Annotated in this window: 6 protein-coding genes; 4 read left to right on the forward strand and 2 right to left on the reverse strand. The window is 69.4% G+C overall.

Features of this window, described 5'->3' with window-relative positions; all coding sequences use genetic code 11:
* Positions 1 to 45: 45 nt before the first annotated feature.
* Positions 46 to 5,229: an RHS repeat-associated core domain-containing protein gene (locus L3Q65_RS44975; RefSeq protein WP_237598358.1), complete on the reverse strand. Its 5,184-nt coding sequence runs from the start codon at positions 5,227 to 5,229 to the stop codon at positions 46 to 48.
* Positions 5,230 to 5,517: 288 nt separating this feature from the next.
* Between L3Q65_RS44975 and L3Q65_RS44980 the strand changes: the two genes are divergently transcribed.
* Positions 5,518 to 6,045 carry a GNAT family N-acetyltransferase gene (locus L3Q65_RS44980; RefSeq protein ID WP_237598359.1) on the forward strand — a complete coding sequence of 176 codons (528 nt, stop codon included), beginning with the start codon at positions 5,518 to 5,520 and terminating at the stop codon, positions 6,043 to 6,045.
* A 692-nt stretch (positions 6,046 to 6,737) separates the two neighbouring features.
* Here L3Q65_RS44980 and L3Q65_RS44985 read toward each other — a convergent pair.
* Positions 6,738 to 7,370 carry a TetR/AcrR family transcriptional regulator gene (locus tag L3Q65_RS44985; RefSeq protein WP_237598360.1) on the reverse strand — a complete coding sequence of 211 codons (633 nt, stop codon included), beginning with the start codon at positions 7,368 to 7,370 and terminating at the stop codon, positions 6,738 to 6,740.
* 31 nt (positions 7,371 to 7,401) lie between these two features.
* On the opposite strand from L3Q65_RS44985, the gene L3Q65_RS44990 reads away from it, so the two are divergent.
* From L3Q65_RS44990 to L3Q65_RS45000, 3 genes are all read left to right on the forward strand, one after another.
* Entirely contained in the window at positions 7,402 to 8,619 is a 1,218-nt protein-coding gene (locus tag L3Q65_RS44990; protein WP_237598361.1) for an erythromycin esterase family protein, read from the forward strand.
* A 251-nt stretch (positions 8,620 to 8,870) separates the two neighbouring features.
* The gene (locus tag L3Q65_RS44995; protein WP_182892171.1) at positions 8,871 to 9,803 is read left to right on the forward strand and encodes a S8 family peptidase; all 933 of its coding nucleotides are present in this window, start codon (positions 8,871 to 8,873) and stop codon (positions 9,801 to 9,803) included.
* A gap of 142 nt (positions 9,804 to 9,945) precedes the next feature.
* Positions 9,946 to 13,323 (forward strand): pyruvate carboxylase, encoded by a 3,378-nt coding sequence (locus L3Q65_RS45000; RefSeq protein WP_182892170.1) that lies wholly within the window; start codon positions 9,946 to 9,948, stop codon positions 13,321 to 13,323.
* The last annotated feature ends 18 nt before the right edge of the window (positions 13,324 to 13,341 follow it).

Consider the following 13,341-nt stretch of genomic DNA (forward strand, 5'->3'; position numbering starts at 1 on the left):
GCGGCGGGGCCGGGAATTCCGGCCCCGCCGCTTCGCTTGTCGTGGTCAGTCGGCTCCGTAGAGGTCGTCGTCCGAGTCGTACTTCCGCTTGCTGGAGCTGCCGCCGTAACCGCCTCCGTAGCTGCTGCTCCCGTAAGTGCCGGTGCCGCCGTGGCTGCTGCTGTGTCCGCCTCCGTAGCTGCTGCCGTAGTGACTGCTGGTGCTGGGCCCGTAGACGTATTGGGTGCCGTTGCGACCGCTGCCGCTCGGGTAGTAGCTACTGCTGGAATGGCTGCTGCTGCTCGGGTAGTAACTGCTGCTGCCGCCGGGATAGCCGCCGCTCGGGTGGTAGCTGCTGCTGTAGTGGCTGCTGCTCGGCGGCTGAACGGTTCGGATGTAAGGCGCCGAACTCGAGGACGACCCGGCGTGCCCGCCGCTGTAGCTGTGGTGCCCGCTGCCGCCGGAGTACCCGCCGCCGCCGTAGCCGCCGGAGTGGCTGCTGCCGCCGTAGCTGCTGCTGCTCGGCTTCACGGTCTTGACCTCGGGAACCCAGTCCGCGACCGGGTTTCCGCGGTAGCCGGGGGTGCCCTTCTTCCACCACACCTCGTTCGCGCCATTGCTCGGGGTCGTGTCCCGGTAGCGCGGTTCCTTGCCGCCGCTGGCGTTGGAGTTGGCGCGCTTCTCGAGCCAGCCGAACGAGTTGGGGTCGGCGTTGTGCGCCTTGTTCGCCGGGCGGTCGTTCTTGTAGCCCTCTTTGTTGAAATGCGTGCTGGCCGAGGGGTTGTGCCCCATGACGAGATTGCTGTGGCCCTTGACGATCCCAGTCGGGTTTCCCTGGTAGTCGCGGGTGTGGTAGCGCCGGTTCGGGTCCATGTACCACTTGGTGTCCTCGCCGCGCTTCTTGAAGGAAGGCGGCGGGGACACCGCGTTGCGTTCGAAGATCGGCCGCATCGCCTTGCTGCTGTGGGACAGGTTGGCGTACCCGTAGTGGGTGCGCCGGTCTTTCGGGCCGGATTTCTTGTGTTCCACGTACACAGTCCCGCCGGGGGACTGCTTCCGGGAGCGGCCGGCGGGGTCCGGCGTGAGGCTGGGACCGCGGTCGTACGGGTCGGGACTGGGACTGCGCTTCGAGCAGTTGCTGCCCGCGAGGCCGAGCGGGTCGACCAGGACGTGCGGGTTGCTGACGTAGGCGTGCGGGTCCGGCCCGCCGGCCAGCCCGATCGGGTCGGGGCTGACGTAGCGGGCGAGCGCCGGGTCGTAGTAGCGGTGCAGGTTGTAATGCAGACCGGTTTCCGCGTCGAAGTACTGGCCCTGGAAGCGCAGCGGCGTCCCGGTTTCCCCCGCCGCGTCGACCACGAGGCCGAACAGGCTGGTGCGCGCGTGCCAGACGATTTCGCCGTTGTCGTCGAGCAATTCGGTCGGCGTTCCGGACGGTTCGGCCACGATGGCGAAGAACTGCTCGTCGATCCGGTCCTGCGAGTCCGCCGGAACGGGACGGCGGCGTTGCAGCAGCGGCCGGAAGGTATCCGGTTCGTAGTCCCACACGGTCGTTTCGGCCGTGCCGTCGGCGGTACGGGTTTCCTCGACCAGAGTGTCGCCGTCCCAGGCGAAGTCGACGCGTTCGAGCGAGGTCTTCCCGTCGGCGGCGAAGTGCTCCTTGCGGATCCGGCGGCCGAGCGGGTCGTAGGAGTAGCGCCAGGAGGTGCCGTCCGGGACCCGGACCGAGGCGAGGCGTTCCAGCGGACCCCAGGCGTACTCCCAGGTCCGCCCGTCCTCGTGCCGGCGGGTGAGCATCCGTCCGGCGTCGTCGTAGGTGTAGCGGACCGCGCCCGCCTCGGTGATCACCGAAGCCGGGCCCGCGCGCCTGCCGAGCCGGTCCTCCTCTTCCGGCGCGGGCCAGGCGGCGTCGACGAGCCGTCCGGTCGCGTCGTAGGCGTACTGCTCGCTCCAGCCGTCGGCGCGGACCGAGGTGACCCGCCCCCGGACGTCGAGGGTGAACCAGCGCGAACCGGACGTCTGGTCGTCGATCCGGGCGGGAAGGCCGTCGGGCCGGTAGTGGTAGCGCCGGTCCCGGCCCAGTTCGCCGGACGCGGCGCGCACGGCCTGCCCGGAAAGCTGCCCGGCCGGGTCCCAGGCGCGCAGGACCGCCGCGCCCTGGCCGAACGTGCGGCGGACCTCGCGGCCTGCCGGGTCGTACTCGAACCGGGTCGTCCGGCCCGCGGTGTGCAGCGCGGCGAGTTCGCCGGCTTCGCTGTACTCCCAAGCGCTTTCCGCTCCGGACGGCGTCTGCCGCCGGACCAGGTTGCCCGCGCTGTCGTACTCGGAACGGAGAGTGCGCCCGTTGACCGTCTCGGCGATCACGCGACCGGCCGCGTCCCGGGTGAACTCGACGCGCGTGGTCCCGTCGTCGACGGCGGCGAGCTGCCCGAGGACGTCGTGCTCGAACCGGGTGCGCACGGTCCCGGACGGCCCTTCGACGACCTCCTCGACGAGGTTGCCGCGCAGATCGCGCCGCATGGTCACGACGTCGCCGGACTGGCTGCGGATCTCGGTCAGCTCGCCGGCGGCGTTGTAGCGGTAGGTCGAGGACGCCCCGCCGAAATCGGTTTCGCGGACGAGGTTTCCGGCCGGGTCGTACTCGTAGCGCCAGACCTGGCCGTGTTCGTTGGTGACGCCGGTCAGCCGCAGTTCGGTGTCGTAGGAGTATCCGAGCCGGGTGCCGTCCGGCCGGATCTCGGCGGAGACCAGGTCGAAGTGGGTCACTTCCTGCTGGGTGATCGCGGACGACGCGTCGGCGTGCAGGCGGTTGTTGCCCTCGCCGTCGTAATGCCATTCCTCCATGGACCCGTCCGCGCGGCGGTGCCAGGCGAGCGAACCGTCGACGGTGTAGCCGAATTCCTCGACCGCGCCGGTCGGGTCGACCGTCGAGGAGAGCCTGCCGAAACAGTCGTAGCGATAGGCGGTCGTCGCGCCGTGCGGATCGGTCACCGTGATCGGATTGCCCGCGTCGTCGGACACCACGGTCAGCTTCACACCCGCCGGATCGGTCACCGACGCGAGGTGACCCCACTCGTCGTAGGTGTAGACCGTGACGCCGCCGCCGGGGTCGACGAGGCGGGTCACGTTGCCGCGCTGGTCGTACTCCCACCGGGTTTCGATGCCAGGCGCCTCGATCAGGTGCACCGGCTGGCCGAATTCGTTGCGTTCGACGGACCATTCCGTGCCGTCCGGCCGGCGCGCGCCGATCAGGTTGTTCAGCTCGTCGTAGCGGTAGCGCTGCGTGCGGCCGAGCTCGTCGGTCTCGCTGAGCAGCCGGTCGCGGGCGTCCCATTCGTAGCTGCGCGAGGCGCCGAGCGCGTTGACCTCGCGGACGAGCTGGCCCGATTCGTTCAGGTGGAAGGCACTGCGGTGCCCCAGCGAATCGACGACGTGGGTGACCAGGTTGACCAGGTCGTATTCCATGGTGACGGTGAGGCAGCCGCCGGAGCCCTCGGTGCGCACGACCCGGCCGGAGGGGTCGTAGTGGAAGCGGTACCACTCGCCGTTGCGGTCGGTCCAGGCCTCGATCCGGCCCGAACGGTCGTAGGCGTACCGGAACGGGAGGCCGGATTCGTTCGTGACCTCGGTGAGGTTGCCGTTGACGTAGCCGTAGCGGACCAAGTGCACCTCGGCGCCGTCGCAGCTGACCGTCGACAGCCCGGTGACGAGACCGCCCTCGGTCGCGATCTCGATCCGGTAGCCGCCGCTGTGCCGCATCGCGATCGGCGTGCCGCGCGGGTCGCGCTCGAAGTAGATGTGCTCGTCGTTGCGGTCGGCGATCGAGCGGATCGGCCGGATCTGCCTGGTGCCGCGCTCGAAGGTGAGAACCCGTTGCCGTTCCCGGTCCTCGATGACGAACCCGCCGCCGGGTTCCTGGGCGAGGAACCGCGCGGGCCCGTGCTCGGCCGCCACCCATTCGTCGCCGCGTGGCCGCGGGAAGACCTGAACGGTCCCGTCCGAGGCGGCGAACCACACCTGGTCGTCGTGCACCTCGACCCGCTCGTCCAAAGTGGACACCCAAGCCCCGCCCAGCCAGCCGCCCGCGCGGAAGGCCGAGAAGTGCGCGCGCTCGAAGACCATCGGCAGCGCACTGCGGAACGCGGCGTCGGTCTCGGTCAGCACCATCTGCCCGCTCGCGACGTCGATCGGGTCGCCGGTGGTGCAGATCTTTTCCAGTGACCGCGAGTTCTCGCCCTGCTCGTCCAGCGACCGCGCACCGCCCTGCCCGCCGCGTGCCCCGGACGCCGACGTGTGCCCGTCCAGCCCGCCCTGGACCCCGCTCGGCCCGTCGGGTCCCGCCTCGGGCTTGTCCGACTGGTGGTGGCCGCCGCCGCCGTGCTGACCGGTGTTCCCGCTGTGATCGCCGGACGCCGCGGTGCTTTCGTCTTTGGCGCTGGACTTAGGTTTCCCGGACTTGACGTTGATGTCCTTGGGCGCGTGCGTCGGCGCGCCCTTGCCGCTCTTGAGCCCCTTCAACGCTTTGCCGGCGTCGCCGAACAACGTCCCGGCCTTCTTCAGCAGCGGGATCAACGCCTTGAGCGCCTGCACCAGCTTCGTGGTGACCTGGCCGATCTTCGACGCCGTCTTCGCCACCGCGGAAATCACCTGCGGCACGACCCAGGCCATCCCGATCCCGAGCGTGAACACGACCTGCAACGCCCACGAGATCAGGTGCCCGACGAGATCGGCGATCGTGTCCCGCACCAGCGACCGGACCGCCGCGACGATCTCGCCCGCGGTCTTGACGCCGCTCGCCGCGCCCTCGCTGCCCTTCTGCGCGCTGGCGATCAGCGCGGAGGTGTCTTCCGCCTTCTTGCGGTAGGTGTCGGCCGCTTCGCCGTTCCAGTCCTGCAGATCCTTCTTGACCAGCTCGGTCAGCTCAACCGAAACGGTCTCGAGCTCCTTGGCGACATTCGTCCAGGTCTCCGCCTGGGACTTGATCTCGTCGGCCTTCCCCGTGAGCGCGTCCAGCGCCTCCTTGAGCGGCCCGACATGCTCCATCAGCCACCCGACCCCCGCGGCGAAGATCGCGCCGAACGGATCCATCACCGCGGTGAGCACGTCGAGCGCCGTGCCCACCGCCCCGATCGCGACGGCCGCCCAGTTCTTGCTCTCGATCGCGGTCTTGAGGCCGGTCGCGTCCTCCAGCAAAGGAATCCCGGACATCGCGGTCGTGGAATCCTTCACCGGCGCGATCAACGGGTTGGTCATCGAGTGTCCCATTTCCTGGTGCGCACGGGCATGACGAACGAGCGGAGCTGACCCGCCAATCCGACGAGGCTATCGGCCGGGCGGCCAAGGAGCCTTCCGGGCGGGGCGGCGATGCCTGAACTCCCGGAACCCTTGCCCGAACGCACTCCCCGGTGGCTTTCGGCGCCTTTGCCCGACTTCGCGGCGCTGACTGTCCTTTGTGGTCACTTGGCTAAACCGCATGCGGGCACGTGGGCTTTTGTGCTGAACTGCCCGTAGCCGATCGTCGCCTGCCGAGCCTCTGGAGGAATGGTGCCCGACCTCGTGATCCGCCCCGCGACCCCGGAAGACGCGGCGGCCATCGCAGCCGTTCACGTCGGTTCCTGGCAAGCGGCCTACGCGGGTTTGCTGCCGGACGAGTTCCTCTCCGGCCTTTCGGTCGAGACGCGGGAAAAGGGCTGGGCATCGAGCCTGGCGGACACTTCCCGCCCGCACACCGTCCTGGTGGCAGGCACCGGCGAGAAGATCACCGGCTTCGCAGTCTTCGGCCCCAGCCGGGACGACGATGCCGCCTCGAAGACGGGCGAACTGTCGTCGATCTACCTCCTCCCGTCCGAATGGAGCCGGGGAATGGGCCGAGCACTGCACGAGGAGTGCGTGCGCGGCCTGTCGGCCCAGTTCGATGCGGCGACGCTGTGGGTGCTGTCGACGAACACGAGGGCCCGGAAGTTCTACGAACGGGCCGGGTGGGTCACTGACGGAAAGGCCAAGGTCGAGACGATCTCCGACGGTGCGGTGACCTTGGAGGAGGTCCGGTACCGGTTGGCGTTGGGGTAGGCGTCTTTCTTGGGCTTTGCCGACGGCCGTCTTGTGGCGGCTGCTTGATTTCGCCCGCCTCGTGCGTTCGGACTCGTCGCCGCTGGGCGGCGATTTGTCTAGGAGGTTGCTGGCCAGCTTGCTCGGTCTGTTGCCGTTAGGCGGCGACTGTCTGGTCCGCTTGGTCCACAAGTCCGCGTCGCGTGTTGCCGCTTTGACGGCGACCCTCCGCGCGTCTCGCCCGCCAACGTCGCTCCGGATACCGCTCGTCGGCGACGATCGCCCGGTGCCCGGTGCCCGGTGCCCGGTGCCCGGTGCCCGGTGCCCGGTGCCCGGTGCCCGGTGCCCGGTGCCCGGTGCCCGGTGCCCGGTGCCCGGTGCCCGGTGCCCGGTGCCCGGTGCCCGGTGCCCGGTGCCCGGTGCCCGGTGCCCGGCGTCTGGTGCCCGGCGTCTGGTGCCCGGCGTCTGGTGCCCGGCGTCTGGTGCCCGGCGTCTGGTGCCCGGCGTCTGGTGCCCGGTGCCCGGTGCCCGGTGCCCGGTGCCCGGTGCCCGGTGCCCGGTGCCCGGCGTCTGGCTTCGCCTGGCTGGCCACTGCTTTGCTGCGAGCGTCTGGCCAGCCCATCGTTCAGCCGCAGCCTGCTTTCGCCGTTTGCGGCGAAAGCCAGCCCGCCTCCACCCGTCGCCGTTTCCGGCAACAAGCCCCCACCCCGGAATCAACCCCTGTCGCCATCCCCCGGCGACCGCCTCCTCAACACCCCCGCCCGGGCAGCCGCAGCCCCAGCCTCCGCCGCGACCTCAGCCGTCTCCTCCGACACCGGCTCCCGCGACACGAACAACCGGTAGAACACCGGCCCGCACACCGTCCGCGTCACCTCGTCCGGATCGGTGTCGGCCGGCACCTCCCCGCGCGCCGCCGCCCGCTCCACGATCACCGCGGCTCGGGCATGCCGATCCCGATAGAAATCCCGCAACGCCTCGGCCGCCTGTGCCGAGTGGAAGGCCGCCAGCACCGCGGCGGTCGGCAACTCGCGTTGCCCCGGCGTGGTCAACGCGTGCACCACGTCCAACGCCATTCGCCGCAAATCGGCGACAAGCGAACCGGTGTCCGCAGGGCTCCACGGTTCGCCGGCACCGGACCGCAGCGCGGCCGCGACCAGTCCTTCGCGTGACTCCCACCGCCGGTAAACCGTCGTCTTGTGCACGCCCGACCGTTCGGCGACGGCCTCGACCGTCAGCTCGGTGAACCCGACCTCCGCCAGCAGATCGAGCGTCGCGCGCAAAACGGCGACGCGCGTGCGTTCCGTTCGCCCGCCCGGTCTGCTGGTCCCCGGTAACTCAGTTGCCAATCGCTACCCCTGTTGCATTAGTGTCCTCAGTATGACACCGCTGAGCACCCGTTCGCCGCTGGACGGCGACGTCGCCTCGATCACCGGCCTGATCGGCGACGCGCGCATCGTCGCGATCGGCGAGAACAACCACCACATCCGCGAGTTCGGCGAACTTCGCGCCCGGTTGCTTCGCCGTCTCGTCGAGGACCACGGGTTCACGGTGCTCGGTTTCGAATCGGGATTCGCCGAGGGCGACCTGGTGCAGCAGTGGCTGAACGGCGGTCCCGGCACGGTCGCCGAGGTCGGGCGAGAAGGATTCACCTTCTCTCTCGGCGAGTCGGTCGAGGCGCACGAAATGCTGACGTGGATGCGCAGTCACGGCGGCATCCGCTTCTCCGGACTCGACCTGCCCAGTTCGAGCGGTTCACCGCAGCCGGCGTTGCGGATTGTCCGCGGCTTCGTGGCGGAGGTCGATCCGGAGGTGCTTCCGCTGGTCGACGCCGCGATCGCCGCGTCCGAGCCGTATTCGGCGGTCAGCAGCGCGGTCGCGCCTGGCCGTTATGCGGCAATGGCCGCCACGGAACGAGACGCGGCCACGGCTGCGTTGACGACTCTCGTAGCGCACCTTCGTTCTCTGTCGCCAGTTTATCGGCAACGGAGCGAGCCGGCCCGATATGCGATCGCCGAGCACCACGCGGTCGGCGCGCTTCGCGTCGACGCGTACTTGCGCGAGTTGAGCGCGATGATGGCGGGGACGGCGCCGTCGCTCCAGGGGTCGTCTCGCGACACGTACATGGCCGCAACTGTGAAGCTGCTTCGCAAGCTGTACGGCGAAGGCGAGAAGATCGTGGTGATGGTCCACAACGGACACCTGCAGCGAGTGCCGTTCGCCGCTTTGCCGACCATGGCGTTCCCTTCCGCGGGCACACACCTCGCCGAGGAGTTCGGCGACGATTACTTCGCCCTTGGCCTCACCGCGGGCACTGGTGCGACCACCGGTCTCGAACCGGACGAGAGCGAGCGTCTCGGCTTCCGGGTCTTCGAACAGGAGTTGGAGCCGCCCGCCGAGGGCAGTGTCGAAGCGGCATTGGCCGGCGAGGATCCGTGCGTGGTCGATTTGCGGCAAGACCGGGCGCGGGGCCTGACCGGACCGTCGAGCATGCGGCACGCGCACATGTTCACGAAGGTCGACGTCGTGCAAGCCTTCGACGCGCTGGTCTACTTGCCGACGATGTCGGTGAGCGCGCACGTCCCGCCGGCGAAGTAACTGTCAGTCTGCCAACGGTTGGCCAGTGAGCGGCAAAAGCTCTCGACCGGTCAACCATTGGCCACGCAGCGGCGAGACGCGTAGGTCGGACTGCCGTTCGCCCCGTAGCGGCGAAAGATCGATAGATGCCGTTCATCGTCCCCCTGTCCTTCGCTTGTCAGTGCGTCGGGGCGGGCGGACGCTGGACCGGGACCAGCCCATCGTGTGACGTCGAGTTGCCGCTGAAGGGCCACCGGGATACGACCGCAGGCATGCGGAACCGAGCGGCGCGTGGCCTTTTTTCGGCAACTCTGACATTTCTGCTGGTCGCCGGGGTGCAACCGGCCGCGTTAGCGGCGAGCGGGACGCAGGCCAACCCGCCGAGCTGGGCGCTCGACCGGATCGACCAGCGAACCGGCCTCGATCAGAAGTACCACTACGACTCGGACGGCTCCGGCGTCACCGTCTACGTGATCGACAGCGGCGTCGATGCCAAACACCCGGATCTGCAGGGCCGGGTCATGCCTGGCAAGGATTTCCTCACCACCGGCCCGGACACGTCGGACACCAACGGCCATGGCACCCGCGTCGCGGGAATCGTTGCGGGACACAGCTACGGCGTCGCCAAAGGCGCGCAGATCTTCCCGGTCCGAGTGCTCGACAAAGCAGGCGGCGGCGCCACCGACACGATCATCGCCGGGCTGAACTGGGTCGCCCGGAACGCACACCAGCCTGCGGTCGCGGTCCTGGGCATCGGCGGCGTGCCGAACGAGCAGCTCGACAACGCGGTCAAGGGAGTCGCGGCGGTGATGCCGATCGTGGTTCCGGCAGGCGAGGGCAGCGCCGACGCCGGCCAGAGCTCGCCTGCCCGAGTTCCGGAAGCCCTCACCGTGGGTGCGACCGACGTCCAGGACCAGGTCGCGCCGTTCTCGAACTTCGGCACGCCGCTCGATCTGTACGCACCGGGCGTCGACATCCCCGCGCCGATCGCCGGAACAGCCGATGTCGGGACGCTGTCCGGCACCTCGATGGCCGCCGCGGTGACCGCGGGCGCGGTGACCCTCTACCGGTCCGCCCGTCCCGACGCCGCGCCCAATGCGGTCGGGGAAGCAATTGTGCAGGACGCAACGCAGAACGTGGTCAAGAATGCGCCCTCCGGAACCGCGAATCGGCTCCTGTGCACACTGCCTGCGGGAACGCCCTGACGGTTGCGGCGCGGCGGCTCGGCCAGCATCATGCATGCAGGTCGGCGTGCATGATGTCCATCACTTGGACTACGGCTCCCGCACCGCGGGACGAACCGGGTAACGTGCCTTCGATACCGATCCGAAAAGGGAAGGACCGGGCATGTTCCGCAAAGTGCTGGTGGCCAATCGCGGCGAAATCGCGATCCGGGCGTTCCGCGCAGGTTACGAACTGGGCGCGGGCACAGTCGCCGTGTTTCCGCACGAAGACCGCAACTCGCTGCACCGGCTGAAGGCCGACGAGGCCTACGAGATCGGCGAACCGGGCCATCCGGTCCGCGCCTATCTGTCGGTCGAGGAGATCGTCAAGGCCGCCAAGAAGGCGGGCGCGGACGCGGTCTATCCGGGTTATGGCTTCCTGTCGGAGAACCCCGACCTGGCCATGGCCTGCGAAGAAGCGGGGATCACCTTCGTCGGCCCGAGCGCCGAAATCCTCGAACTGACCGGGAACAAGGCGCGCGCGGTCAAGGCGGCGCGCGAGGCCGGGGTCCCGGTGCTCGGCTCGTCGGAGCCGTCCAGCAACGTCGACGAACTGGTCGCGGCGGCCGACGAACTCGGCTTCCCGGTGTTCGTCAAGGCGGTCGCAGGCGGCGGTGGCCGAGGCATGCGCCGCGTCGAGGACCCGGCTTTGCTGCGCGAGTCGATCGAGGCCGCCGCGCGCGAGGCCGAGTCCGCGTTCGGCGATCCGACCGTGTTCCTGGAGAAGGCCGTGGTCGAGCCGCGGCACATCGAGGTCCAGATCCTCGCCGACGGCGAGGGCAACGTGATCCACCTCTTCGAGCGCGACTGTTCCGTGCAGCGCCGCCACCAGAAGGTCGTCGAGCTGGCCCCCGCGCCGAACCTCGACCCCGAACTGCGCGACCGCATCTGCGCCGACGCCGTGAAATTCGCCAGGCAGATCGGCTACCGCAACGCGGGCACCGTCGAATTCCTGCTGGACCGCGAGGGCAAGCACGTGTTCATCGAGATGAACCCGCGCATCCAGGTCGAGCACACGGTCACCGAAGAGGTCACCGACGTCGACCTCGTGCAGTCCCAGCTGCGGATCGCTTCCGGGGAAACCCTCGCCGACCTCGGCCTGTCGCAGGACAAGATCTACCTGCGCGGCGCCGCGCTCCAGTGCCGCATCACGACCGAGGACCCGGCCAACGGTTTCCGGCCGGACATCGGCATGATCAGCGCCTACCGCTCGCCGGGCGGTTCGGGCATCCGGCTCGACGGCGGAACCGCGTTCTCCGGCACCGAGATCAGCGCCCACTTCGATTCGCTGCTGGTGAAACTCACCTGCCGCGGCCGCGATTTCCGCACCGCGGTCGGCCGCGCCCGCCGCGCGGTCGCCGAGTTCCGGATCCGCGGCGTGGCGACGAACATCCCGTTCCTCCAGGCGGTGCTGGACGACCCGGACTTCCGCGCGGGCAACGTCACCACGTCGTTCATCGAGGAACGGCCGCACCTGCTGACCGCCCGGCACTCCGCCGACCGCGGCACGCGTCTGCTGACCTATCTCGCCGATCAGACGGTGAACCGGCCGAACGGCGAGCGTCCGCGCACGCCCGAGGCCGTGACGAAGCTGCCGAAGCTGCCCGCGGATCTCACTCCTGCGGACGGCTCCAAGCAGAAGCTGACCGAACTCGGGCCGGAGGGATTCGCGCGCTGGCTGCGGGAAACCCCGCAGCTCGGCGTCACCGACACCACCTTCCGCGACGCGCACCAGTCGCTGCTCGCGACACGCGTCCGGACCAAGGACCTGCTCGCCGTCGCCCCGGTCGTCGCCGCGACGGTGCCGCAGCTGCTGTCCCTGGAGTGCTGGGGCGGCGCGACCTACGATGTCGCGCTGCGGTTCCTCGCCGAGGACCCGTGGGAGCGGCTGGAGCAACTGCGCAAGGCAGTGCCGAACATCTGTCTGCAGATGCTTCTGCGCGGCCGCAACACCGTGGGATACACGCCTTACCCGACCGAGGTCACCACGGCCTTCGTCGAGGAGGCCACCGCGACCGGCATCGACATCTTCCGCATCTTCGACGCCCTCAACGACGTCGAGCAGATGCGGCCCGCCATCGAAGCCGTCCGGGCCACCGGCACCGCGGTCGCCGAGGTCGCGCTCTGCTACACCTCCGATCTGTCGGACCCGAACGAAAAGCTCTACACGCTCGACTACTACCTCAAGCTCGCCGAGCAGATCGTCGGAGCCGGCGCGCACGTCCTGGCCATCAAGGACATGGCAGGCCTGCTCCGCGCGCCCGCCGCGGCCCGGCTGGTGACCGCGCTGCGCAAGGAATTCGACCTTCCGGTGCACATCCACACGCACGACACCGCCGGCGGTCAGCTCGCCACCTACCTGGCCGCCATCCAGGCAGGCGCCGACGCAGTGGACGGCGCCGTGTCGTCGATGGCGGGCACCACGTCGCAGCCGTCGCTCGGCTCGATCGTCGCGGCCACCGACCACTCCGATCGCAGCACCGGCCTCGACCTGCACGCGATCGGCGACCTGGAGCCGTACTGGGAGAGCGTCCGCAAGATCTACGCCCCGTTCGAGGCTGGTCTCGCGTCGCCCACCGGGCGCGTCTACGACCACGAGATCCCCGGCGGTCAGCTCTCCAACCTGCGCACGCAGGCGATCGCGCTGGGCCTCGGCGACCGGTTCGAGGACATCGAGGCCATGTACGCCGCGGCGGACAAGATCCTCGGCCACCTCGTGAAGGTCACGCCTTCGTCCAAAGTGGTCGGCGACCTCGCGCTGCACCTCGTCGGCGCCGGCGTTTCCCCGGCGGACTTCGAGGCGGAGCCGAACAAGTTCGACATCCCGGACTCGGTGATCGGCTTCCTGCGCGGCGAGCTGGGCGACCCGCCCGGCGGCTGGCCGGAACCGTTCCGCACCAAGGCGCTCGAAGGCCGTTCGGCGGCGAAACCGGTCGTCGAACTGTCCGAAGAGGACCACAAGGAACTCGCCGACAACCGCCGCGGCGCGCTGAACCGGCTGCTGTTCCCCGGGCCCACCAAGGAATTCCTCGCACACCGCGACGCCTACGGCGACACCAGCGTGCTTCCGAGCAAGGACTTCTTCTACGGTCTGCGCCCGGGCGAGGAGTACTCGGTGGACCTTGAGCCCGGCGTCCGGCTGCTCATCGAACTGGAAGCCATCGGCGAGGCCGACGAACGCGGCATGCGGACCGTCATGTCCACGCTCAACGGCCAGCTCCGGCCGATCCAGATCCGGGACCGCTCCATCGCCTCGGACATCCCGGCCACCGAAAAGGCCGAGAAGGGCAACCCGAAGCAGATCGCTGCGCCGTTCGCGGGCGTGGTGACGCTGCAGGTGGCCGAGGGCGACCAGGTGGCGGCAGGGGCGACCGTAGCGACGATCGAGGCCATGAAGATGGAAGCGTCGATCACCGCTTCGGCGGCGGGCAAAGTCGGTCGGCTGGCAATCACCTCCGTTCAGCAGGTCGAGGGCGGAGACCTTCTCATCGTGCTCGAATAGCCCGCTCCCGCGCCACTT

Source organism: Amycolatopsis sp. FU40, from assembly GCF_021903635.1.
Classification (GTDB): domain Bacteria; phylum Actinomycetota; class Actinomycetes; order Mycobacteriales; family Pseudonocardiaceae; genus Amycolatopsis; species Amycolatopsis dendrobii.